This is a genomic window from Microcoleus sp. FACHB-672, assembly GCF_014695725.1.
In the GTDB taxonomy this organism is placed as follows: Bacteria; Cyanobacteriota; Cyanobacteriia; order Cyanobacteriales; family Oscillatoriaceae; genus FACHB-68.
Window position 1 is genome coordinate 514,814 of the sequence record NZ_JACJOU010000019.1, and the last position, 23,720, is coordinate 538,533.

Below are 23,720 nucleotides of genomic sequence, written 5' to 3' on the forward strand. Positions count from 1 at the left end.
CGGCGTACCCATCCAATCAGCCGCAGCCGATTCCAAATCCGAGCTGTCGCGTCTGAGATCCGCTCTTAAGGCACTTTCTCCAAACAGGCTTACGATCACAGAAGATGCCCTCTCCTCGACGAAGTTGGATAAAATCGTTTCTGGAATTGCTCTTTTAAAGCCAGACTCCGACTACACCCAACATTTAGCCAATGATCACATCCATTGAGCCATAATTTTTGTAGTGGCTTTAAGATAAAAAAAGTGGGTTAATTTTTTCCTGTGTCAGCTGGAAATTGCAACCTGACTCGATAGAGTTAGGGGGGGCGTTCACTTGAACTCAAAAAATATAAGCCGGCTCAACTATTCATTTGGTGAAGTGCCGGCTCGCTAGAACCAAGCCGAGCAAATAACTGGTTTTTAGTAGAAGAACGTATAAAAAAGAGAGAGAGGCAAAAAGACACAACCATAGAAAAATTGAATGATTGAGCTTGCCGTCAAGTGGCTGCCGGCATCTCAGGTACTTTATTCCGAAAAATCAGTTTAACTTCTTGTCTTTAAGCGATAAAATTGTATTTCTCTCTCTATTTATAAAAATATTTTTATTCAAATATCTGAGTTTAGATTTCATATATATTAATAAACTTTTATTGCATAAGAACTTGCAACTTACTTACAATCTACTGACCTTGAGATAAGATATTAAATAGGTTTTCTCATTCTTGGCAGTGATTCCTTCTACCAATGAGACAAAGTTATAAATCGCAACAAACCTATAAAGTAGAAAAGTCAAGCCAGTATAATTAAATTAAAAGTTTGAGTAGATCGAAGTGGTTAATTTGGTGGTTCTAATGCTACTTTATAGCTGTGAAATTAGCCAAATAGAGGCGCTGCAAATGTTTGGGTTAGCGCTCTCACTCCTCGGTCTGTCGATCTTGACAGCACTCATCAAACGTAAACAGGTGGCAACACTACATTGTAGCGAAGAACTTTTCTCCAAGGTCTTTCACGCCGGCCTGTTGAGCATCTGTGTTATCCGCCTCAGAGATAGCCGTATCCTCGATGCAAATCACCCCTTTCTACAACTCATGGGTTACAGCCGGGAAGAAATCATCGGACGTACCACTGTAGAACTAGCAATGTGGGCGAATGCCGATGAGCGCTTAAACATCATGCAAACGCTGCACAAAGGCCATTCAATTAATGAATTCAAAGTCCAGTTACGGGGAAAATACGGTCAACTCCGCACCGCAATCACCGCAATAGAAACTTTTGAGGTGGTCGGCCAAACCTGTATGCTGGCGATGTTTTCGGACATTACACATTGCACAGAAGCAGCGCTGGCAACAGCCAGAGTACAGGAAGCGCTGCAAAAAACCAAACAAGACTTAGAAACTAGAGTTGAACAGCGCACAGCCGAATTAAAAAACCTTAATGAGCAGTTGCACGTTGAGATTGCTGTACGCAAGCAAGCAGAGGTAGCGGTGGCTCAAAGCGAAGCCCGATTTAGAGCCTTAGTTCAGAACTCATCTGACCTAATTACCATCTTAGAATCCAACGGCACCATACGATTCAACAGCCCAGCGCTAGAGCAAATATTAGGTTACACAGCAGCAGAGCAAATTGGCCAAAATGTCTTTGAGTTGATTCACCCAGACGATGAGCCGGCAATGCGAGCTGTATTTGTACAGAGACTGCAACAACCCGGACTCACAGGTTCAATTCAGTATCGGGTGCGTCATGCAGACGGTTGCTGGATCTATATCGAATCCGTTGCCAATAATTTACTTCACGATGCCAGCATTAAAGGGATCGTCGTCAACTCTCGTGACATCACAGATCGCAAACGAGCGCAAGAGCAAATCATTTTTCAAGCCTCGCTGTTAAACCAAGTTCGCAACGCCGTTATCTCAACAGACTTAGAAGGAAACATCATTTACTGGAATCAGTTTGCCCAAAGCCTTTACCAATGGACAGATGAAGAAGCGATTGGCAAACCCATCCTTGATGTAACTGCTCCTTTAAACGACAAAGAACTTTGCCAAGAAATGTTCGACAGTATCAACGCCACGGGATACTGGGAAGGAGAATTTATAGTTCGGCGAAAGGATGGAATGCCTTTTCCGATACACTTGGTAGAAACAATCGTTCTAGACGCTGAGGGGAACCCCAAAGGCTATGTGAGTGTGAGTTTAGATATTACTGAGCGACAACAAGCCGAACAAGCACGCAAAGCGAGCGAGCAACGCTATCAATTAATGGCTGAATTGTCAGCCGATTTAATTTCTAGGCACACCCCTCAAGGAGATTATCTCTATGCCTCACCGGCTTGCCGTACCCTGCTGGGATATGAGCCAGAGGAGTTGCTGGGACATTCAGTTTATGAGTTTTTTCATCCTGAATACGCCTCAGCGTTCAGGCAAACTCACTCTGCTGTCAGCAACCTGCCAGAAGTCTACACGCTGACACACCGGCACCGTCGTAAAGACGGCAGTTATATCTGGTTGGAAACCACCAGCCGTGCAGTCCGCCACCCCGACAAGCCAGAAGTGCAAGAAATTATTGCCGTTTCGCGCGATATCACTGAGCGGAAACAGGCAGAAGCGGAAATTTGCTTGCTCAATGAAGAACTTGAGCAACGGGTAATCGAGCGCACCGCCGAATTGCAGCGGGCAAATGAAGAATTGAAACGTGAGATCAGCGAACGCCAGCGAGTAGAAGAAGCACTGCGCGAGAGCGAAGCCAAGTTTCGCCAAATTGCGGAAAACATTGAAGAAGTCTTTTGGATCGTCTCTCCAGATGCCAGACAGATGCTGTACATCAGTCCAGCTTACGAAAATCTCTGGAAGCGCTCGTGCGAGAGTTTATACCAAAACCCGGAAATTTGGATAAACAGTATTCATCCTGAAGATCGCGAACGTGTCAGCACTGCCTTTGGGGAACGTTACGAAGGGGACAAACCCTTTAGAGACGAGTACCGCATTATCTTGCCCGATGGCAGCGTGCGCTGGATTTGGGCGCGAGAGTTCCCGATTCGCAACGAGCTAGGAGAAGTTTACCGTGTTGTTGGTATTGGCGCGGATATCACTGAGCGCAAGCAGGCAGAGGAGGAACTCAAACAGCTTCGCCATCGCAACGAGTTAATTTTGAACTCAGCGGGAGAGGGGATTTTGGGCTTTGATCGGCTATTAAGAGTCATTTTTGCCAACCCTGCAGCCGCAAAAATGTTGGGCTATGAAGTCGAGGAATTGCTGGATCGGCCCTTACAGGCAACCCTTCATACCCCCCAAGCTGAGACCAACTTCTATGACAGCCAGTCCCAAAGTCCGATTGCGATTGCGCTTCAGGAGGAGGTTTCCCAGTCAACGGGAACATCACAAAATTGTTCTATCAATAAAGACTTGTTTTGGCGCTCGGATGGGTCGAGTTTTCCCGTTGAGTATGTCTGTACACCCATTCAAGAACGAGGTGAGATTGTTGGCGCGGTGATTACGTTTAAAGACATCACCGAACGCCTTGCCGTGGAACGAATGAAGGATGAGTTTATCTCAGTGGTGAGTCACGAACTGCGAACACCTCTGACCTCCATGCGGGGCGCTTTAGGTTTGCTCACCAGTGGTATGCTCACTGCTCAACCAGAAAAATCACAACGGATGCTGGATATTGCGCTGACGAATACGGAGCGGTTGATGCGCCTGATCAACGATATCCTCGCTCTGGAGCGCATCCAGTCCGGCAAAATCACGATGGCTAAACAAAACTGCAATGCCGCCGACTTGATGCAGCAGGCTTGTGAGGCGATGCAAGCAATGGCGGATAAGGCCGGCATCACCCTCTGCTTAGTGCCGGTGGATGTCCAACTCTTGGCTGACCCCGACCGCATCCTCCAAACCTTGACAAATTTACTGAGTAATGCAATTAAGTTTTCCGCGCGAGCTAACACAGTTTGGCTGACTGCCGAAATTAGGGAAAAAGAACGAGAAGCCGAGCCGGCAATCCTCTCTTCTGTAGGGGGCTTAGGTTCTGGGAATCAGCGAGTTCGCGATAGCGAGAGCGTACGGGCTGAGCGCATAACGCCCCTCATGTTGTCTTACGAAGTGTTATTTACTGTCAAAGATCAAGGGCGGGGCATTCCAGCAGACAAGCTAGAGATTATCTTTGAGCGCTTTCAACAGGTCGATTCCTCCGACTCCCGACAGAAGGGGGGCACCGGCTTGGGTTTAGCAATCTGCCGCAGTATCGTACAGCAGCACGGGGGCCATATCTGGGCTGAAAGCCGCTTGGGTGAGGGTAGCACCTTCTGCTTTACGCTGCCGGCGAGATAAAGCGCCGATTGGGGATTTTTGAGTTTTGAGGGAGAGAACAGTATTGAGTGGGCGAGGAGGTGATAATAAAGCCGGTTGACGCCGACTCGTTTTTTAGGAGCAAAATCAAGATTAGGCTAACGTTAATCAGTCGTTAATTATCATTAGATTTTGCCGTTAATACTGAGGCAAGGAGATCAGGGCGAGATAAGTGCGGGCAGTGTCCTCCAGGCAGTTCTATAGCATCAACGCCCAAGCGTTTACGTGCAGCGTAGCGTGACCATGCAGGAGAAATTATCCGGTCATCCGTACAAAGAATGTATTTACAATCAACATTGGGTAAAGACTTCAACGGACTGGACTCAACAATATAGGCCATTGATTGCTGTGACCGTGTTTTTGAAAGTGCCCAGTCCATGACATCGGGTTGACAATCGTGATAGAACAATCTCCTTAATACAGCTTCATCTGAAAAATCTTGACCAACCGAATCTGGATTAAATATATAAGGTTCATCATCGAATTGTTCGAGTTGACTTGACTCTTTAGGTTGGTAATTTAATGATTGGAGCTGCTCTGAATCGAGATGATGAGCAAATTGGTCAAGCGTACTCATTCCAGGGCAAGGAATCAGCGCTGTAAGAAATACCAGTTGCCGGACTGGATGTGCTTCTGCAACCAGGGGAATAACAGTACCAGCCATTGAGTGCCCCACTAGCACAAGATCATCATCAGTTTTGGGCAGCACTTGCAATACTACATCTACAAATTGCGATAAGTTTGCAGAGGCATCTTCAATCGGCAAATCCATTGCAACTGTCTTATGACCTTGGGCTTCTAAGTAAGGAATTAACAAATCCCAACACCAAGCGCCTTGGAAGGCACCATGAACTAGACAAAAAAGACTCATAGCGCTTTTAGGTAAATTTTCCGGCTTGTACCTATCTTCTAGAAGCTCAAACAGTTAAGTTTTGGGTGGGAGAGGGGGAGATGAGTTTTGAGCGCTGAATGGGGAGAGTATGAGAAGGCGTGAAAATACACAAAAACCTTAATTTCCTTAGCCCCATGCCCCTACCTTTAGGTTGGCGAAGCCTTGACCTTACCTAAAGGTAGGCGCAGCCTTGCCCCATTCCCTAAATCTTAGCTTCCAAAGACTTGAGATACTCGGTATTGACACCTGATTCGCGGGTAAGGGCGATTTTGCCGGTGCGGGCAATTTCGCGAATGCCAAATTTGTTAAGTACCTGCACAATGGCAACCATTTTGCCCGGATCTCCCACCACTTCTAAAGTGAGTGAATCTTCTGCAACATCCACGACACGGGCGCGGAAAATCTGGGCCAATTCAATCACTTCTGAGCGGTTATTGCTATTAGCATTAACCTTGACGAGCATTAACTCTCGCTCGACGCAGGGAATCTCGGTAATATCCTGTACTTTGAGGACGTTAATCAATTTGTAGAGCTGCTTGGTCAGTTGCTCAATGATCCGGTCATCACCGGGTACGACCATCGTAATCCGAGAAATTCCCATTTGCTCAGCCGGCCCAACGGCTAAGCTTTCAATATTAAAACCACGACGGGCGAACAAGCCGGCAATGCGGGTAAGGACTCCCGCTTCATCTTCAACCAGGACGGAAAGGGTATGTTTCATAAGTTACAGGAAACGCTGCTGTGGGTGAGCAACCGGAGTTTTTAAGCAGCTTATATCTATCTAAAGAATCATTTTACTTGACCTGCTGCGATTACAGAGGTTTTTAACAATATCATGGGGGAGATTAGCCAGAGTCTCAATCACTGGTGAATCAAATTTGTTTAACCTGATTGGAGAAAAAGCTTATGGGTTGGTTAAAAAGATTATTTGGGCTGGAAAAACCACAGAATCAACAGGCTACCGTTCAGGCACCTGATCAACCGCAGCAGAGTTATACAGTGCCGGCTGCACCACAAACACCGGATATCCCACCAGAACGGTTAGGCTTGAGTGGAGAATATGACCAAAGCGGTCTTGCCAAGCGAGTTGCTTTGGCGTTTGATGAAGATGCAGAAGTCGCTGACCTGGACAGAGTTTGGGTGGCTCAAACCGGCGGCACCGTTGTATTAAAAGGGGACGTTCCCAGCCAGGATAAGCTAAACAAACTGGTGTCAATCGCAAAGGGAACTTACGGTGCTACGGGTGTTGAAACCGATCAAGTCAACGTAGGCTAGGCCGGTTTAAAGTTTTAAATACTCGCTTGTTTTCAGGCGCTTGTCTGGAAATGAAGCGGTGACTTAACTTGGGATTTTATCTCATTCTATGTAGGGGGGCTTTATGAAGCGCCCCTACAGTCGTTTTGTGAAGCCGCCATTTGTGCGGCGGCTGGTTTTGAGGGGTTGATTGTAAATTGTTGCTACTTGGCTAATCACGCAGAAAACCAGGCCGGCCTCGCACCCTCCCAGGCGTTGACCTGGGAACGGGGGAGATGTTACGAGAATCTTATTCGGATTTTTGAGGGGTGTCAGCAACTGCCGGTTGTTGAAAGACAACCCGTAATAGGGGCGGCGCAATAAAGGTCGTCAAGATCACCATCAGAATAATCGCAACTTCTAGAGCTTCTGAGAGTGCACCACTGTCTGATCCAACAGCGGCAAACACAAGTCCCACTTCTCCTCGCGGGATCATGCCGATACCAATGGCTAAGCGGTTGATCTTTTCTTGACCAAAGACGCTGAAACCGGCAGCCACTTTACCCAGAATAGCCACCAAAATCAGGAAGCTGGCGATGATCAGACCTTCTCGATTGGCGGGAACGGCTGGATTGAGAACGCCTAGGTTGGTTTTAGCCCCTACGGAGACAAAAAAGATCGGCACCAGGATATCGGCAATGGGGATGATCTGTTTTTGCAACTCTTTGCGCTTATCTGTCTCATCTAAGACGAGTCCAGCAGCAAACGCGCCTAAAATCGCTTCTAAGTGGATTGCCGCGCCAATATAGGACAGAATCAACGCGAAGATAATAGCCGGCATGATGATCTGGCCGCGTGTTTTCAGTTGATCGGCCAGTGCTACAAACCATTGGTTAATAAAACGCCCCAGCAGAATCGCACCGACGAGGAAAACGCTGGCACTGATAATCAGATAAACGACGTTGAACACGTCCACTTCGCCGGTTTTGGCCAAACTTGCCACCACGGCTAGGATGATGATCCCCAGAACGTCGTCGATCACCGCCGCGCCAATGATAATCTGACCTTCTTTAGATTTGAGCGCTCCAATTTCTGTAAGCACTCTGGAGGTAATTCCAATGCTGGTAGCGGTTAAAGCAGCGCCGGCAAACACTGCTGGAACAGTCGGGAAATGAAACAGAGTAATTAGCCCGACGGTGCCGGCAACAAACGGCAGTGTCACTCCCACGACGGCGACAAGGGTTGCCTGAAACCCGGCTTCTATTAGTTCTCTTAAGTTCGATTCCAGACCAATTTCAAACAGCAGAACAATCACGCCCAATTCGGCTAGAACCGAGATGACTTCGCTCTGAATGTGAAATGTGGCCTCTGCTGTCTCAGGAGTCAAGCCGGCAGTAGCTTGAAGCAAAGCGATGATCGCAGAACCAGAACTGTCTGCTACGGCTTCTGGAAATACCAGCAGATGCAAGGCTGAAACGCCGACGATCACCCCAGCTACCAGTTCACCCAGTACGGGTGGGAAACCCAGCCAGTTAGAAAATTCCCCACCGATTTTGCTGGCTAGGTAAATTACAACTAAACTCAGCAGCACGCCGGCTAGGATCATTGGGCCTTGGGCTTCTGTTGCCGTTTCGGTTGCGGCTGCGAGAACCGGCCCCAGCGAGCCGGCTGCTAGGCTCCAGTTGGTTGGGATGAACGTGCTCACCCCGGTTATAACATCAACCATTACTTCCGCAGAACTCATCCTGTTTAATGTACCAGTCAAAAGCTGTGGGGTGGGCAATTGTGCTTTGTTGTGGAATTCCACAACTTGCCCACCTTGCGGTCAATTTTGGTTAATTCAGGCTTTTTAGACAAAAACGCGATGCAGTAGGGAGGGCATTTGCCGGCGCACTTGCTCAATACGGCTGGGTTCAATTTCGGCGATTGCAACTCCCGGTCTGTCGCCGGCATCGGCGAGAATTACGCCCCAAGGGTCGATGATCATGGCGTGGCCGTGTGAGTGGCGCATGGCGTAGTGTCGGCCTGTTTGTGCCGGTGCAATGACATAGCAGGTGTTTTCAATGGCTCTCGCTTGCAGCAGCACTTGCCAGTGATCTTTGCCGGTGTAGGCAGTGAAGGCGGCGGGGACGAATAAAATTTCCGCGCCTTTGTAGGAAAGGTGCCGGTACAATTCGGGGAAGCGGACATCATAACAAACGGAAAGTCCGATGTTACCGAGATGTTCCGAGGGATAAACCGGCGGTAGTGTTGTGCCGGCCATCACGGTGCTCGATTCTTGATAAGTGTTGCCATCGGGCAAGTTCACATCAAACAGGTGCACTTTTTTATACCGAGCCTGTTCGGTGCCGGTGGGATCTACTAGCAGTGCTGTGTTATAGACTTTGCCGCTGTCTTCCGGTACTGGGAAGCCACCGCCCACGATTGTCACCTGAAAGCGCTGGGCCATCGTTTTGAGGAATTTTTCACTCTGCTGCGCGATCTCTTCGGCTTGGGCAATCTTGTCCTTTTCTTCTCCTAGGAAGGAGAAGTTTTCTGGTAAGCTGACCAACTCGGCACCACGACGCACGGCAAGATCAATCAATTCTTCTGCCTGAACCAGGTTTTTTTGCAGGTCAGGCAAGCTGGTCATTTGGAGAGCGGCGGCGAGATAAGATTTCATGGATTGAATTGACTGTGATTGAGCGATAGATTGGCAATCGATAGGTCTCGTTCTACTAGAGTACCCAGATCCAAAATATCTTGCTACTCAGCGTTTTATTACTTTTTCTCACTAAACTTTTAGATGCTTTGCTAATTCCCTAGCTTTTGAGAAGCCCTGACAATTCTGTTACTTTTGAAAATCGATATTTATTTGCTCGATATTTTACCCTGAATGTGTTTATATTTCAATAGGTTTATTAAAAAATAGAGACGCAAATATTTTTAACGTCTCTACCTCAATAAAAATTACAAATGGCTAAAAACTATTTGAGTGGGTTGCGAAGATAAACCCGCTTGCCGCCTTCAAAAACTCCATTGGCTAGCACCTCGTCATTACGCCATTTTCCGCCAATGGCGATTCGTGCCACGCCTTCAGAAAAAGATTCAGCATCCCCAAATTGCGGATAAACTACATACTTGCCGGTTTTATCAATGTAGCCATAGGCGTAGCCAATTCCTTCGGGGCGATTTATTCTGACAAGGGCTAGCCCTTCTGAAAAAGGTTCAACCAGTTGAAACTTCTGCGGGATTACTATCTTGCCGGTTTTGTCAATATAGCCAGATTGGTTAACCGGCGCTAACCCTTCTGAAAAAGACCAAGCGCTGGTAAATTGGGGCTGAATAACAAATTTTCCCGTCTTATCGATATAACCAAATTTGTCGCCTAGTTTGACGGCTGCCAGTCCTTCTGAAAATGACTCAGCTTGGTAATACTCGGGCTGAATGACAAAATTGCCGGTGGTGTCGATATAACCGATTTTCCCATTAAATTTAACTTTTGCGAGTCCTTCTGAAAATGACTCTGCTTCATCAAATTTACTAGGGATGGCAATTTTGCCGGTTTTATCGATATAGCCATATTTGCCATCTCCTTCGACAATGCCGACTGCCGCGAATCCTTCGGCAAAGGGTTTGCAGTTATAAAAGTAATCAGTGTTAATGCGCTTGCCGGTTTTGTCTATATAGGCATCTCTGTTATCGATTTGAACGTAGGCAATTCCTTCAGAAAAAGGCTGGGCAATGTCATACTGTGGCTCAATGACCATTTTGCCTGTGCTATCGATATAACCAAATTTTTCGCCAATTTTGACGGCTGCTAGCCCTTCTGAAAATTCATTGCCGACAGTAAATTGTGGTTGAATCACAATCTTTCCGGTTTTGTCGGCATAACCAAATTTTGTATCATTGAGGGTGCCGGTACTGAATGCTGCCAGCCCTTCGGAAAAATTTGATGCCCAATAAGATTGTGCCGGCGGCGAGATATAATTCAGTCTTGCAATGTACTGCGGAGAAACTGCCTCTGGAATTTGCAAAGCTTGAGCAATTAATGCAGTGACTTCACCCCGCGTCGCATTTTGATTCGGTTTTAATTGTTTGACATTGGGATAATTCACCACAAGATTTCCAAAAATTGCAGATGACACTGCAGTGATTGCATAGTCGGGAACTTGCGTCGCATCCTCAAAATACTGTTTTAGCATTTCCACAGATGGTGAAGGGGCGCTATAGTTCAAACCCTTAGTAAGAATGACTAATGCTTGCACCCGCGGGAGGGTTTGATTGGGTTTAAATGTTCCGTCTGGATAGCCGGCAAAGAAGCCATTTTCAGAGGCAGCTTGAATCGCTTTATAAGCCCAATGTGTGTTAGGGACATCTGTGAAGTTAGCCGGCTTGCGAACCGGCTCGGCATTGGGAAAGGCTTTTAGCAAAATCGCGGCAAATTCAGCGCGGGTAATCGTTCCCTCTGGACGAAAATCTCCCTCTGGATAGCCACTAATTAAATTTCGTTCTTGTAGTTTGACAATTGAAACTTGCGCCCAGTGGGTTTGAACGTCAGAAAAGGTTAAAGCAGTTGCCATCGATGGACTCCATAAATAAATCACAGCTAACGGTATGTATTCAAGCGTCATAGGTTTAATCAGGATAGTTTATTTAAGTTAAAAATATAGCATTCCCTCTAATGTATAGGCATTGTAATTATTCTGAGTTGCCACAAATAATTCAGAATTACTACATAGACAGATTTTATTAATTTTTTAAATTAAATTAAGATTGATATTTGATGATGAAAACATCAGTTAGAATTTTGACAAAGCGCCTTATAAATTAAAGCCTGTCAGTTAGGTGCCGGCTTCATGCAAGTTTTGCAAATTATCAAAATATATTTTTCGCCTCGCTGGATGCCGTAATGATCGAAGGAACCGGCACGCAAAGCAAAGGCAAGCATATTACAAATAAACTTAATTTTGTCAACTATCGCAAGGTATATAAGTATACTTTTGAGAGGAGCTATTTTAAACGGCTGCGGTTGTAGCTGTTTCTTTGGATAGAGATCGCCCTATTTATCCTGCTTTACGAAACAATATAAAGTGAGGCGGGTCTTAACTAACTAACAAAGATTTTGAATGTTAGTGTTTAGGGGGCTGTAACAATGAATGGAATCCGTCCGATTGTCAAGCAAGCATTAGCCACCGGCTATCTTACGGTTGAAGCGGAAGAACAGTTACGTCAGCTTTTACAAACGACTAAGTACAGCATCGAAGATTTTAGAGCTTTCATTACCTTACAGCAAGAAGCAATGAAAGGTCGGGTCATGCAAGAATCTCGTGAATTGCTGCGTTCTCAATATATTTCCGCAGCGGCTTGAACCCTTTATCTAAATTTCGCAAAAGTTGGTTTAATATAAGTGAGCCGGCAGCGGTTGAGTAAAAATGCGAAGAAAGCCAGCATTAAATAAAATTTGGATGCCGGCAGGACAAACTTTTTCAGGTCGTTAGAATAGATTTTTTTCGGGAAAGCGTACAAAGATGGTAGCGAAGAAGCGCGAAGAACTATTAGCAATGGTGGCAGCACACCGGCAGGATTTGCAGGAAATGGGTGTGAACTCTTTAGACTTGCTGGGTTAGGAAGCAAGAAATGAAGCCGATTCTAATAATAATCTAAACCTTTTAGCCAATTTCGAGCGACCGTGCGGGCTATTTCAATTCTTCCGCGTTAAACACTACTTAGAAAATATGCTTGGCTGTCCTGTGAATTTGGCAACGGAGAAGGCTGAGAGAGCGTATTTACAATCGCCGATTCTCCAGGAAGCCCTCCGTAGCTTCTAAAGATTGGCGACTTAGCATTTAATATAGCTCAGCTCGCTGTCAACTTAATAAGCATTTTTATCTAATTTGAATCAAATAATCACGAACGCCGACACCCTCGGTTAAAAATGAAAATCAGGGATAATACTTAGCAATAAAAGGCTGAGTCCGCTGTTCCGTAACGATTGATTAAAACCGGCAATTTTTAGCTTTCTACGTCACCACAAAAGCCGAATGAAATGCTAAAAATTGAAATATGAAGCAACAACGGTATAATCAACAACAAATTGAATCGTTCGCCCAAACGGTGTTGAACGATGGCTATTGCGTGTTGCGCGATCACTTTTCCACCGCAACACTGAATGTTTGGCGCGAAGCGTTTGCGCCTTTGCTACACGATCATATCGAGCGCGAAGGTAAACTTCGCAATCGCGGCTCAGCTCGTTATTATGTTACCCTTCCTTTCAACGCTCCCTTTGCCGATCCCAGTATTTATGAAGATGAGGATGTGCTAGCGCTGGTTGAGCGTTTGGTGGGTGAAGATGCGGTGATGTGCCAGTTGGCAACAGACACGCCGTTGCTGGGTTCTGACTATCAAGATGTGCACCGAGATGCGCCGCCGCTTTTCCCGGAAGCTGGCATAGAAACGCCGCCCTTCCAGTTAGCAATTAACTTTCCACTCGTGGATGTGACGCTGGAAAATGGCCCGTTTGAGGTAGTGCGGGGCACGCACATGATCTCCAAGGCGGAAGGGTTGCAGCGCTTGGAGTCGGGTGAGATCAAGTTAGAGCCGGTTTTGATGAAAGCCGGCGATGTGATGATCCGCGATGTGCGGGGACTTCACCGAGGCACTCCGAACCGCACAGAAATACCCCGTCCGATGGTAGTCATTGGCTACAGCCGGCGCTGGTTATATCGTCCGGAGGTTTGCATTCACATTCCCCGTGCTTCCTATGATGCACTTTCGGAACGCGCCCGTCATTTATTGCGCTTCAATCCGATTGTTGAATCCCTGGAAGAGAAGCCGGCAGTTGAGGTTTATCAAGCGTTTGCTTACTAAGAAATGATGTGATAGGCGTTCGCTCTGTAACATAAAAAGGGCGAGCGCTTTTGCTTTTTTTGATATTAAATTACTTGCAAAAGTCTTGAATTGCCAATAGGTCTTAAATACAAGCTTTTAACTCATCTGTGTTTATATGTAGTTAAAAAAGACTTTTCTAATTCACTTCGCTAAATTACAGGGGGGATAAGTAGATCGATAGCGAAACTCATCTTACAAATAAAGCTTTTCACTTTTTATAGCGTTTCCGGCTCCCGTGAGGTACATGATAGAGGCTCAAAGCCTTGCCCTATATTGCCCCATCTGTACCTCATCCGATAGAGAACCGCTATATTTTCACTCCAGTCCTAACTGTTGCTTTAAGGCTGCCGGTGTATTTTTTGCGCTCTGCAACCCTTGCACATCATCCCACTTCGTACCCTCATTCCAGGTAATGTTTTCGAGATTTGCGCTTCTGAGGTTTGCGGTTCTGAGGTCTGTGCTTCTGAGGTCTGCGCTTCTGAGGTTTGCGCCACTGAGGTTTGCGTTGTAATAGAGTTTTGCGCGAAGATTTGCGCCACTGAGGTTTGCACCACTGAGGTTTGCGTGAATGAGGTTTGCACAACTGAGGTTTGCCTCACTGAGGTTGGCGCGACTGAGGTCTGCGAAGTCGAGGTTTGCGCTACTGAGTTGTGCCCCACTGAGGTCTGCACGGCTGAGGTCTGCGTTTTTGAGATTTGTTCTACTCATATCTGCGCCTTTAAGATTTGCCCGTATGAGGTCTGCACTAATGAGGTCTGCACCAATGAGATTTGCGCCTTTAAGATTTGCCCGTATGAGGTCTGCACCACTGAGGTTTGCATGACTGAGATTTGCGCCACTGAAGTTTGCGTCACTGAGGTATGCGCCACCGAAATTTGCGTCAATGAGGTCTGCACCTCTGAAGTCAGCGCCTCCGAGGCTTGCGTGAATGAGGTTTGCGCCTCTGAAGAATTTACCAACTATAGTGTTGAAATTGGATATTACCTCGCCAAAACAATTGCTGTAGCTAATGATGTGAAGTAATCGGTTCTCGTCAAAACCTTCAGTGTCTTTTTTGCCGCAGGGATAGAAGGCGATTTCATCTTTTAGGTAATCTTTTGATAGAGCGTAGCGATGCAACTCTAAGAGTAAAATCATGACACTCAAGCCGGCATAAATGTCTACCTGCCGCTGTCCTATCTTTTGAGTTGGCAGTTGCTCTTTAAGTAACCGCATTTTTTTCTGAGGGAAATTTTCTGCCGGCGCGTCAATAAATTCCCCATCACACCAGCGAAGATAAAAATCTTCCAGACGCTGGAATAACTGCACGGGTCGAAATTCATCACTTGCATCTAGCAACGACATCAAAGCTTCCACAACTTCTGGCGTTAATGCTTCACCACCCAGCAAATCGTAAATTTCCCAATGTAGCTGCTCATCAGTGAGATTAAATCCTTTCTCTTCATGTTCTACTTGTGTCCACTTCTCTAGACTTTCTAGCAATTGTTCAGGCTGTAGGTTAGATGACATACCTTGCTCTTTGTGTTGATGCTTAAAATATAATCTAAATTTAGGTTTAACACCCTAAAGTGTGCTTACCTCAGCAATAAAAGTGTACACATCGTCAAATGTAAAAATTGATAAAATAAGAAGAGTTTTGTAACAAGTGACACAATGATTGCTCCCTCTATTACCCCAACTTCCGTTAATCTTTCTCAACTGCGACCGACTATTTATGAACTGCAACCACAATTAGTCGAGTGGCGTCGCCGGCTGCATCAACAACCTGAACTTGCTTTCAAAGAAAAGCTAACAGCGGAGTTTGTCTCGCAAAAATTGCGGGAATGGGGAATTGAGCATGAAACCGGCATCGCAACCACCGGCATTGTCGCCACGATAGACAGTGGCAAACCCGGTCAAGTGCTGGCGATTCGGGCGGATATGGATGCACTGCCGATTCAAGAGGAAAACGAAGTGCCCTACAAATCGCAGCATGATGGCAGGATGCACGCTTGCGGTCATGATGGGCACACAGCAATTGCCCTCGGCACAGCCTACTATCTCTCGCAACACCGGGATGATTTCGTCGGCGCAGTTAAGATTATTTTCCAGCCGGCAGAAGAAGGGCCGGGGGGCGCAAAGCCGATGATTGAAGCCGGTGTGCTCAAAAATCCGGATGCAGACGCCATCATTGGCTTGCACTTGTGGAACAACCTCCCCCTCGGTACAGTAGGCGTTCGCACCGGCGCGTTGATGGCAGCAACCGAATGTTTTTACTGCACGATTCAGGGCAAAGGCGGACACGGGGCGATGCCGCATCAAACCGTTGACTCGATTTTAGTCGCTTCCCAAGTTGTGAATGCCTTGCAAACGATTGTGGCACGGAATGTAAATCCGTTAGAATCCGCAGTGGTTACGGTAGGTAAATTTCAGGCAGGCACTGCACTGAACGTGATTGCCGATAGCGCCCAATTAAGCGGAACTGTGCGCTATTTTAACCCAACTTTGGGCGAACACCTTCCCCAGCGACTTGAGCAAATCATTGCCGGTGTTTGTAACAGTCACGGCGCGACTTATGAACTCAAATATGTGCGGCTGTATCCGCCGGTAATTAATGATGCGGCAATTGCAGAATTGGTGCGTTTTGTAGCAGCTTCGGTAGTAGAAACGCCTGCCGGCATCGTTCCAGAATGCCAAACAATGGGCGGTGAAGATATGTCTTTCTTCCTGCAAGAATTGCCCGGTTGCTATTTCTTCCTCGGTTCTGCAAACTTGTCGAAAAACTTAGCTTATCCTCACCACCATCCCCGCTTTGATTTTGATGAAGCTGCCCTTGGGATGGGAGTAGAAATCTTTGTGCGCTGTGTTGAAAAATTCTGTATTTAGACGTGAATAAAGAGCAAAATCAGGGATGCTGGGGTGAGTTTAGTCTGAAATTGACAGGTGCTGGTTTTCAATTTCACGCTTTACCCGTCCCCACTCCATTTTTGCTAGATGTCTAATCCTTTGCTTCTACAGTCTTACTGCATCACAGATAGATAACTTTATGGAGTTGCTTTGAAGAGAACACCAATTCTGACTTTAATTAACTGGATAGCTATTTTCTGTCTGTGTTTAGCCGGTTGTACTCAACAAGCTAAACCTGTAGCCCTCACAATATCTGCCAACCCAAGTTTAAAAGAAACTCTCCTAGAAGTTAGCGAACTTTACACTCAAAAAAAACCGAACGTTACAGTTACTTATAATACTGGTGGTGCCACTTTCCTGCAAGAACAAATTCAACAAGGCGCACCCGTTGATATTTTTATTACAAACAACCTAAAAGTAATCAAGACTTTACAATCCCAGGATTTGATACTTGCTAATTCTCCTCAACCCTTTATAAAAAATGAAATTGTATTGATTACACCTAAAAATTCCACCAGCATCTCGAAATTTCAAGACTTAACCAGTGATCGAGTCGAAAAGGTAGCAATGGGAGAACCAAATAACACACCAAGTGGAATATATGCAAAAGAAGTTTTAACCTTCTTTAAAATTTTTGCTCAAGTGAAAAAGAAAGCGGTTTTTGGCGAATATTCGCTTCAGCTTGTTAAAGATGTTGCTGCGGGAAAAGCAGATGCTGGTATTGTCTACCGTTCAGATACACGATTATCAGATAAAATTAAGATTGTCGCAGTCGCGCCTGAAAATTCTCATTCTTCGTTTGTCTATCAGGTAATGGTAATTAAAAGTAGTAAAAATATCCCTTATGCTCAGGACTTTATCCAATTCTTATCAAGCGAAAAGGCTTTAGATAAGCTTCAAAAAGCTGGTTATTTAAGGGTAGACAAAAATTAATTCTTATGGTAGTTAAATAATTCAGAAATTTATAGTCCTAAAATTGTTTTTGATTTTTCAAGAACTTCATCGGGATCGAATGGTTTTGTCATGTACAAATCAGATCCAACTTCTTTACCTTTTTGTTTGTCAAATTCTTGACCTTTGGCTGTTAGCATAATAATGTAAATATTCAGCATTCCCAGTTTATTTTTAACAACGTCGCACACTTCAAAGCCATTCATTTTTGGCATCATTACATCAAGAAAAACAAGTTCGGGTTTTTCGCTTTGGATGGTTTCAAGCGCTTCTTCTCCATTAGTTGCTGTGAGCAATTCTACACCTTCGTCTTCAAGTTCTTCTAGGGTTTGTTCTAGGAGAATTCTGATATGCGGTTCATCATCTACGATTAATATTTTTTTTGTCATATATTTTATTTTTGGCAAAGTGTGAGTTGAGATTAGCTGATCTGTTAAATCTGTCGTTGCAAAGATTAAGATTCTTTAACCGCAGATTCCGCAGATAAGATTGATGGTGAGATGCAGGGATGAAGGGTTATGGAGGATCTTGAGGGGGGTGATTCTGGATGTCTTTTTCTGCTTTTCCACGAGCTAGTAAAAGGAAGAAGACGTTTTCTAGTCCGTTTTTAAATCTTAAGGTTTTAACTAGGTCGTGTTGTTGCGAGAACAGAGAATCTACAATAATCATATCAGGTTTGGTGGATAATGCTTTTTCAATGCATTCTGGGCCATTAAACGCTTCGACGACGCTATATCCTTTGGTTTGCAGCATATCAGCTAAAATCCTCACGGTTGAGGCATCTTCATCAACAACGAGAACTTTCTTTTTAGACATTCCTTGAGAAATGAGTAAGCCGATTTCTTTCAGCAAGTCTTCGGTATTTACCGGCTTTGTAAAATAGCGATCAATTCCCAGCCGGTAGCCGCGATCTTTATCCTCAATAATTGATAAAATTACGATGGGAATGCCCATTGTCAATGGGTTATTTTTCAAGACAGCCGCCACATCAAATCCGTTGATTTGAGGCATCATGACATCTAAAATAATTAGGTCAGGTTTTTTTACTTTCACCTGGGAAATGGCATCCATTCCATCTGTAGCTTCCCAAACTTCATAACCTTCGGCTTCTAGTTCCTGTCTCAGGAGTTGGCGAATGTGGGCTTCATCATCAACAACGAGAATTGTTTTATGATGTTCTGCCGGCAAGGGCGTCGTTTGGACAAGGCTGTGTTTTAATTGCCTAACAAGGGTGTCAATATTAATTTTTTCAATTTCGACATTCGTCCGAAAACCGATAGGTAAAGAAAATGAAAATTGACTTCCCCTACCCAACTGACTTTCCACCCAAATTTTCCCGCCATGATGTTCGACAATCTGCTTGGAAATCGGCAATCCTAAACCCGTTCCCTTCGGTTTGTCAGTTAGAGTGTCTCCTACCTGCTTAAATCGCTCAAAAACTTTTTCGAGATCATTGGGTTCGATGCCGATGCCGGTATCAATGATATTGATAATAATCTCATGATTGTGCCGACTGGCGGTACAAGTTATCGTGCCGGCTTCGGTAAACTTTACAGCATTGGAAATTAAATTAATAATTACCTGAATCAGCCGATCACGATCTCCCAATACCTCTGGCAGTTTATCTTCTACGTTTAAAACTTTTTCTAGATTTTTCTGCTGAAATAAGGAAGATGTCGCCGAAAAGGCACGTTCGATAATTTCCGCTATGGAAACCGGCTGCATTTGCCACTCTATTTTGCCGGCTTCCATCTTCGCAATATCCAAAACATCATTAATTAGCGAAGTCAGGCGCTCACCTTCTAACACAATAATGTTGATATTTTCTCTGACCTGCCTAATGGTTTTTTGAGTCTTACCATTGTCAGATTGAATTAAAGGAAATAAACCTTCTTCCAGTTTTTTCTTAATAATTTTTGCAAATCCCAGAACGGATGTTAAAGGCGTCCGCAGCTCGTGAGAAACTGTGGAAATAAAATCCGTTTTCATGCGGTCAATTTCTTTCTCTGCGGTGATATCGCGGATCAAAATCACCGAACCGATAAAATCAGCGCCTAACTTTAAACTCTCATCGGCTGCCGGCCCGCTTTCGTTAGCAGGATCATGAGAATTCTTGTAAATACCCGTTGCCAAGGCTTGGCCCAACCGGCCTTCCGCCAGTTCCAACTCTGCCGTAAACACTTCTCTGGGGCGTCCCCTAGTTTTCTCTACCAGTTCTACAACCTCAGTTTTTGACAACTCCAAGCAGTGTTTACCCGTCAAATCGACTGCCGGCAAACCAAACATCGCCAGCAGTGCAGGATTAAACCGGCCTATCTTGCCGGCAGGATCGATCACGAGCAAACCATCGGCTAAGTTGTCAATAATCGCGCCTAAATTCGCCAAGGTATCTGCTAATTCAGTGCTTCGTGCCTCCATTCCCTTCAGGAGGTTGTCGATCTGTTCTGCCATTACATTTAGGGTGTTTGCCAGGATGCCAACCTCGTCATAAGATGCCACTAACGCCCGCACTTTCAAATCGCCGCCCCCCATCCGTCGGGCTGTATGAGTCAACCGGCTGAGGGCGCGAGAAATTTGAGACACCATGAAAAACGCGATCCCGCTTGCCAGCAAACTCACAATCAGCCCCAGTAATAATAAAGACTGATCCCGAACAGCGCTGCCGGCTGACTGCCGATCCAGGGAATATGCCACAGTATCCAACTGGTTTGCTAAGAAAGTGCCCAGATTATTAATGGCTTGAAGATAGCCCTCTTCTGCATCTGGGGTAGCGGTTAGATATTCTTCTAAATTGGGCCTATAAATCTGCCAGGTGTCTTCTACTTTGCCTAACTGAACCAGCACGGTTTGATCGGTAATGGGAGGGACGTTCAATTCAGTTGAACCCTGATGCAATGCACTTAGCAACGTCTCAAACTGCTCAATTTCGTCTTTCATTTCTCGACTTAGGGCAGCTCGATTCTGGGGGTTGGTTTGGGTGCTGCGAGCATTGGCCAAATAGGCCAGTTTAAAAACGTTTCCCCGCTGTGAGGCAATCCGCGTGCTCAAGGAGCTGGCACTGACTGCCTGGTTAAGCGCCATTGCCCCAATCCCTACAGCCATCAAGTTAAGAGTCACAAGTGCACCAAACAGCAGACTCAATCGGTGGCGAATACTAATTTGAAAGCTTTGGTGGGGTCTGTCTGAGCTAGGGTTCATGCAAATAATTTGCCTCAATCCTTTCTTTGATAAGCTAGCGTATATCTAATTCGCTCTGGGGCAACTAGATAAAAAGCTTAATTCCTCCCGGCTGGGTTGATTTGGGCGCACACAGTCTTGCGCCCCTAACTTGCTTTCCTAAAGTTGGGGCTTCTACCATCAACATTTGTGAAAAAAATACTAATTATTTTTGTACAAATAATCTAATTTTTATATAATTTCTCTGCCCTTGTGCCAGTTGCTCAATCGCCACAAGCTCATGCAAGTTAAAGGCACCTAATCGTCTTTAAAGGGATGTATAAACAGTGCCAATTATAAAAACTGTCCCTGAAACAAAAAGTTTCCTGATTCTCAAATTCTATATTTGATTCAAATAATATTTGCGCTGGAAATTTAAGTTTCGCTGGAGGCGACAGGGCTATGCAACCATTAAATACGGGTTCTCATCAAGCACATAGTGCCGCTTGGGTAATTCAGGCATGGGCATCGTTTGTCATATCCGTTGGAGCGACAGGTGCCGGCATCCTGTACTTACCTGTAGATGGCTGGGTAAAAAGCTACATGGGCATGGGTTTAGTTTTCACTGTCGGCTCTACCCTCAGCTTAGCGAAAACCGTGCGAGACGAGCATGAAACGAAACGACTTGCAGCTCGCATTGATGAAGCCAGAGTTGAAAAATTACTCGTAGAACATCATCCTTTAAAATAACACCTCTACTGACTCAACCCGGAAGGGTTTACTGGCAAAAGGTTTATAGAAATATTTAAAGCCCGCATCTGCGGGCTTTATTTGTATATCTTCGGCTTTTATGGCTGAGATTTGCGCCGTTTATCCAGTTTTTGCCGGCGTCGGTTACTCGCAATGACCGCATGATCGATAGGAAATCCCACAACGGGGATAACCTGATATTTCCGCTCTTCTTCAAGTTGTTTGATTTCCGTATAATCAGTCCAATGAATGCAATCAACCGGACAGGTGTCAATAGCTTCTTGAATTAACTCTTCGGAATCGCCATCTTGGCGAACCACGCGAGAGCGGCCATAGTCGGGTTCAATGTAGAAAGTGTTGCGGGCGACGTGAGCACAATGCTTACAGCCAATGCAAGTAATTTCATCGACATAGACGCCCTTTTGCCGCAAGATACCGCCAAGTTCCGGCTCTAAACCGGAACGTTCCGGGCCATTGCGTAAAGCACCTCCTAGCTCCGGTTCCAGCCCCGACCTTTCAGGTTCTTGGGTGTCTGCCGGTGGAGAAAAGTCTGACATTAGGCACTCCAGCGTTGCAGCACTAGGCGAATAGAACCATCTTCATTTTTTTGCTGTTCAGACACTTGGAAGCCTTGCTTTGCGGTTTCATTCACAACGGTATGGTACGCGTAGCGCTGTGACACCATATTAATGAAGCCATCCACAGACCAAGCTTGCTGCCAAAACTGTAGATCAGCAACCAGTTCATATTCTTGGCCATTCCAGCTGAAGCCAACATCGTAACCATTGTTTTGTTCGATGGCAATTTCAGCGTTGTAGGTTTGTCCCTTATAGCCCCGCACTTCTTTGGGGCCGGCTTTCCAGTCAATCCCTAAATCGGTTAAAGCGGCTTCCAGGGAGGTCAGATTGCGGATTTGGGTTTTAATTTGGCTAAAGTGTGACATTGTTTTTTCCTAAGTAAATAAGTAAATCAACCTGAGCTAAACGGAAAAATTTCACCACTCGCTAAAAGTCGTCTGGGCCGTTGCCGTCGCCGACTGGTGAACTGTTTGGGCAAAAAATTCAGAGGTTTGCTCTACAGAGAGCACGTGTCCGAGCTGGGCTTCAATTGCGGCAGTGACCTCCGCGCAAGATGTGCCCACAATGCCGGTTACTTTTTCCTGCACTCGGCCATCCGAATAAATCACAAACTCTAGCGTTTCCATGCGTTTGGGTGACCCTCTAAGTTCCTGACTAGACGAAATCACCCGGCCACGGACGGAGGTGGAAACCCTCGGAGTCCTCTGACATCTCTCCTACCAGGGGAGAAGGAGGGGGTGCCGTCTGAATATGCTTTTGATATGAGAGCTGGGTGGTCGTTAAGTTTATTTTGACGAATTGTTGAACAAAGAGTCAAAACTTAACAAAAATATTTATTTGATTGTGAGTATACGTCAGTCTTTGGTAAGTTTCGCTTAAGTTTACCTCAGCCGTCAAGAGCCTGCGAGGACTGGGATCGCTAAACTCTCCCTAGGGATAGAGGTTTACGGCATAAGTTGTCATGGCGAATCTAACGCAAGGATGACAGCAGGGGATAATAGAATTTGTCTAAATTTGAGCCAAGATGAGTACACAACAATTTACAAATCAAAATAATGCGAGTGCCGGCAACTCAAGTGCGGTACGCGTGGGAGTGTTGGGTTTTGGCGGACTGGGTCAAGCCGCAGCTAGGGTTCTTGCGCCTAAGCACGAAATGCTTTGGGTAGCTGCCGCCGATCAAAAAGGCTACGCCTGCAACCCAGAAGGTTTAAATCCCGATGCCTGCATCAAGGTTTACCAGTCTCAAGGTTCTCTAGGCTATCTGGAGCCGGCAGGCCGTCTCAGCAGCAACAGTATTGCGGACTTAATAGAAAACGCCTCAGTCGAGGGCTATTTTCTCGCACTGCCGAATTTACCAAATACCTTTATGGCTTCTGTGGCAAGGCAGTTTATTCAATCTGGATGGCGGGGGGTACTGGTAGACGCCATGAAACGTACCAGTGCGGTTGAGCAGATGTTGGAGTTACAAGACGAGTTACAGGAGGCCGGTATTACTTATATGACCGGCTGTGGGGCAACGCCCGGTTTGCTAACAGCCGCAGCCGCTCTAGCCGCTCAGAGCTATGCTGAAATCCACAGGGTAAAAATTACCTTTGGGGTCGGCATTGCCAACTGGGAAGCCTATCGGGCCACGATCCGCGAGGATATCGCCCATATGCCCGGTTACAATGTGGAGCGGGCAATGGCCATGACGGATGCTCAGGTGCAAGCGTTGTTAGATGAAACCGGCGGCTTACTGACCCTAGAAAATATGGAACACGCTGACGACATCATGCTGGAACTTGCCGGCATTTGTTCGCGAGATCAAGTCACGGTGGGAGGCGTTGTTGATACGCGCAATCCTAAGAAGCCCTTAAGCACGAATGTTCAAATAACCGGTCGCACTTTTGAAGGGAAAATTTCTACTCACACCTTCACCTTAGGCGATGAAACCAGCATGGCCGCTAATGTTTGCGGGCCGGCTTTTGGCTATCTCAAAGCCGGGGTTATGTTACACCGGCGCGGCATTTACGGTTTATTTACAGCTGCTGAAGTCATGCCCCAATTTGTTCGGTAGGGACTAGAGGCTAGGGGCTAGGGAAG

The 23,720-nt window shown here is 45.8% G+C and carries 19 protein-coding genes; 8 read left to right on the top strand and 11 right to left on the bottom strand.

Annotated features, from left to right (window positions below; genetic code table 11):
• Positions 1–830: 830 nt before the first annotated feature.
• Complete coding sequence (locus H6F56_RS25875) at positions 831–4,304, top strand: PAS domain S-box protein (RefSeq protein WP_199312877.1); 3,474 nt, start codon at positions 831–833, stop codon at positions 4,302–4,304.
• Positions 4,305–4,437: 133 nt separating this feature from the next.
• Here the strand turns inward: H6F56_RS25875 and H6F56_RS15770 are convergent, their stop codons facing one another.
• Together H6F56_RS15770 and ilvN are read right to left on the bottom strand one after the other, a co-directional pair.
• Positions 4,438–5,193, bottom strand: coding sequence for an alpha/beta fold hydrolase (locus H6F56_RS15770; RefSeq protein WP_190669763.1), 756 nt, complete (start codon positions 5,191–5,193; stop codon positions 4,438–4,440).
• Between the two features lie 223 nt (positions 5,194–5,416).
• Complete coding sequence (ilvN, locus tag H6F56_RS15775) at positions 5,417–5,935, bottom strand: acetolactate synthase small subunit (RefSeq protein WP_190669765.1); 519 nt, start codon at positions 5,933–5,935, stop codon at positions 5,417–5,419.
• Positions 5,936–6,120: 185 nt separating this feature from the next.
• Between ilvN and H6F56_RS15780 the strand changes: the two genes are divergently transcribed.
• A complete protein-coding gene (locus H6F56_RS15780) occupies positions 6,121–6,489 on the top strand; it encodes a BON domain-containing protein (protein WP_190669767.1) in 369 nt (122 codons plus the stop codon).
• 268 nt (positions 6,490–6,757) lie between these two features.
• Here the strand turns inward: H6F56_RS15780 and H6F56_RS15785 are convergent, their stop codons facing one another.
• The 3 genes from H6F56_RS15785 to H6F56_RS26405 all read right to left on the bottom strand — a co-directional run bounded on the left by H6F56_RS15785 (position 6,758) and on the right by H6F56_RS26405 (position 11,060).
• Positions 6,758–8,053, bottom strand: a complete 1,296-nt coding sequence (locus H6F56_RS15785) for a cation:proton antiporter (protein WP_323798606.1) — start codon at positions 8,051–8,053, stop codon at positions 6,758–6,760.
• A gap of 243 nt (positions 8,054–8,296) precedes the next feature.
• Positions 8,297–9,109, bottom strand: coding sequence for a carbon-nitrogen hydrolase family protein (locus tag H6F56_RS15790; RefSeq protein ID WP_190669771.1), 813 nt, complete (start codon positions 9,107–9,109; stop codon positions 8,297–8,299).
• A 304-nt stretch (positions 9,110–9,413) separates the two neighbouring features.
• A complete protein-coding gene (locus H6F56_RS26405) occupies positions 9,414–11,060 on the bottom strand; it encodes a WG repeat-containing protein (RefSeq protein ID WP_190669773.1) in 1,647 nt (548 codons plus the stop codon).
• Between the two features lie 521 nt (positions 11,061–11,581).
• Between H6F56_RS26405 and H6F56_RS15800 the strand changes: the two genes are divergently transcribed.
• Together H6F56_RS15800 and H6F56_RS15810 are read left to right on the top strand one after the other, a co-directional pair.
• A complete protein-coding gene (locus H6F56_RS15800) occupies positions 11,582–11,797 on the top strand; it encodes a hypothetical protein (protein ID WP_190669775.1) in 216 nt (71 codons plus the stop codon).
• Positions 11,798–12,492: 695 nt separating this feature from the next.
• Positions 12,493–13,296: a phytanoyl-CoA dioxygenase family protein gene (locus H6F56_RS15810; RefSeq protein ID WP_190669777.1), complete on the top strand. Its 804-nt coding sequence runs from the start codon at positions 12,493–12,495 to the stop codon at positions 13,294–13,296.
• A gap of 336 nt (positions 13,297–13,632) precedes the next feature.
• Here H6F56_RS15810 and H6F56_RS15815 read toward each other — a convergent pair whose 3' ends face one another.
• A complete protein-coding gene (locus H6F56_RS15815; protein WP_190669779.1) occupies positions 13,633–14,826 on the bottom strand; it encodes a pentapeptide repeat-containing protein in 1,194 nt (397 codons plus the stop codon).
• A 144-nt stretch (positions 14,827–14,970) separates the two neighbouring features.
• On the opposite strand from H6F56_RS15815, the gene H6F56_RS15820 reads away from it, so the two are divergent.
• Together H6F56_RS15820 and modA are read left to right on the top strand one after the other, a co-directional pair.
• A complete protein-coding gene (locus H6F56_RS15820) occupies positions 14,971–16,182 on the top strand; it encodes a M20 metallopeptidase family protein (protein ID WP_190669781.1) in 1,212 nt (403 codons plus the stop codon).
• Positions 16,183–16,353: 171 nt separating this feature from the next.
• Complete coding sequence (modA, locus tag H6F56_RS15825; RefSeq protein WP_190669783.1) at positions 16,354–17,136, top strand: molybdate ABC transporter substrate-binding protein; 783 nt, start codon at positions 16,354–16,356, stop codon at positions 17,134–17,136.
• A gap of 29 nt (positions 17,137–17,165) precedes the next feature.
• Here the strand turns inward: modA and H6F56_RS15830 are convergent, their stop codons facing one another.
• On the bottom strand, positions 17,166–17,543 hold the full coding sequence (locus tag H6F56_RS15830; RefSeq protein ID WP_190669785.1) for a response regulator: 378 nt from the start codon (positions 17,541–17,543) through the stop codon (positions 17,166–17,168).
• Positions 17,544–17,670: 127 nt separating this feature from the next.
• Positions 17,671–20,352, bottom strand: a complete 2,682-nt coding sequence (locus H6F56_RS15835; protein ID WP_190669787.1) for an ATP-binding protein — start codon at positions 20,350–20,352, stop codon at positions 17,671–17,673.
• Between the two features lie 420 nt (positions 20,353–20,772).
• Between H6F56_RS15835 and H6F56_RS15840 the strand changes: the two genes are divergently transcribed.
• A complete protein-coding gene (locus H6F56_RS15840; protein ID WP_190669789.1) occupies positions 20,773–21,060 on the top strand; it encodes a YiaA/YiaB family inner membrane protein in 288 nt (95 codons plus the stop codon).
• A 98-nt stretch (positions 21,061–21,158) separates the two neighbouring features.
• Here H6F56_RS15840 and H6F56_RS15845 read toward each other — a convergent pair whose 3' ends face one another.
• From H6F56_RS15845 to H6F56_RS15855, 3 genes are read right to left on the bottom strand one after another with little or no spacing between them, the layout of a single operon-like run.
• Complete coding sequence (locus H6F56_RS15845; protein ID WP_190669792.1) at positions 21,159–21,617, bottom strand: ferredoxin; 459 nt, start codon at positions 21,615–21,617, stop codon at positions 21,159–21,161.
• Positions 21,617–22,003 carry a DUF1257 domain-containing protein gene (locus tag H6F56_RS15850; protein WP_190669794.1) on the bottom strand — a complete coding sequence of 129 codons (387 nt, stop codon included), beginning with the start codon at positions 22,001–22,003 and terminating at the stop codon, positions 21,617–21,619. The genes H6F56_RS15845 and H6F56_RS15850 overlap by 1 nt, the downstream gene beginning before the upstream one ends.
• 51 nt (positions 22,004–22,054) lie before the next feature.
• A complete protein-coding gene (locus H6F56_RS15855) occupies positions 22,055–22,264 on the bottom strand; it encodes a DUF2997 domain-containing protein (RefSeq protein WP_190669797.1) in 210 nt (69 codons plus the stop codon).
• Positions 22,265–22,662: 398 nt separating this feature from the next.
• Between H6F56_RS15855 and bioU the strand changes: the two genes are divergently transcribed.
• Positions 22,663–23,694, top strand: a complete 1,032-nt coding sequence (bioU, locus tag H6F56_RS15860) for a (S)-8-amino-7-oxononanoate synthase BioU (protein ID WP_190669799.1) — start codon at positions 22,663–22,665, stop codon at positions 23,692–23,694.
• Positions 23,695–23,720: the final 26 nt, after the last annotated feature.

Excerpts from the sequence above, each read along its gene's own strand:
- H6F56_RS25875 (WP_199312877.1), top strand. The coding sequence starts at position 831 with ATGCTACTTTATAGCTGTGAAATTAGCCAAATAGAGGCGCTGCAAATG.
- H6F56_RS15770 (WP_190669763.1), bottom strand. The coding sequence starts at position 5,193 with ATGAGTCTTTTTTGTCTAGTTCATGGTGCCTTCCAAGGCGCTTGGTGT.
- ilvN (WP_190669765.1), bottom strand. The coding sequence starts at position 5,935 with ATGAAACATACCCTTTCCGTCCTGGTTGAAGATGAAGCGGGAGTCCTT.
- H6F56_RS15780 (WP_190669767.1), top strand. The coding sequence starts at position 6,121 with ATGGGTTGGTTAAAAAGATTATTTGGGCTGGAAAAACCACAGAATCAA.
- H6F56_RS15785 (WP_323798606.1), bottom strand. The coding sequence starts at position 8,053 with ATGATCCTAGCCGGCGTGCTGCTGAGTTTAGTTGTAATTTACCTAGCC.
- H6F56_RS15790 (WP_190669771.1), bottom strand. The coding sequence starts at position 9,109 with ATGAAATCTTATCTCGCCGCCGCTCTCCAAATGACCAGCTTGCCTGAC.
- H6F56_RS26405 (WP_190669773.1), bottom strand. The coding sequence starts at position 11,060 with ATGACGCTTGAATACATACCGTTAGCTGTGATTTATTTATGGAGTCCA.
- H6F56_RS15800 (WP_190669775.1), top strand. The coding sequence starts at position 11,582 with ATGAATGGAATCCGTCCGATTGTCAAGCAAGCATTAGCCACCGGCTAT.
- H6F56_RS15810 (WP_190669777.1), top strand. The coding sequence starts at position 12,493 with ATGAAGCAACAACGGTATAATCAACAACAAATTGAATCGTTCGCCCAA.
- H6F56_RS15815 (WP_190669779.1), bottom strand. The coding sequence starts at position 14,826 with ATGTCATCTAACCTACAGCCTGAACAATTGCTAGAAAGTCTAGAGAAG.
- H6F56_RS15820 (WP_190669781.1), top strand. The coding sequence starts at position 14,971 with ATGATTGCTCCCTCTATTACCCCAACTTCCGTTAATCTTTCTCAACTG.
- H6F56_RS15830 (WP_190669785.1), bottom strand. The coding sequence starts at position 17,543 with ATGACAAAAAAAATATTAATCGTAGATGATGAACCGCATATCAGAATT.
- H6F56_RS15835 (WP_190669787.1), bottom strand. The coding sequence starts at position 20,352 with ATGAACCCTAGCTCAGACAGACCCCACCAAAGCTTTCAAATTAGTATT.
- H6F56_RS15840 (WP_190669789.1), top strand. The coding sequence starts at position 20,773 with ATGCAACCATTAAATACGGGTTCTCATCAAGCACATAGTGCCGCTTGG.
- H6F56_RS15845 (WP_190669792.1), bottom strand. The coding sequence starts at position 21,617 with ATGTCAGACTTTTCTCCACCGGCAGACACCCAAGAACCTGAAAGGTCG.
- H6F56_RS15850 (WP_190669794.1), bottom strand. The coding sequence starts at position 22,003 with ATGTCACACTTTAGCCAAATTAAAACCCAAATCCGCAATCTGACCTCC.
- H6F56_RS15855 (WP_190669797.1), bottom strand. The coding sequence starts at position 22,264 with ATGGAAACGCTAGAGTTTGTGATTTATTCGGATGGCCGAGTGCAGGAA.
- bioU (WP_190669799.1), top strand. The coding sequence starts at position 22,663 with ATGAGTACACAACAATTTACAAATCAAAATAATGCGAGTGCCGGCAAC.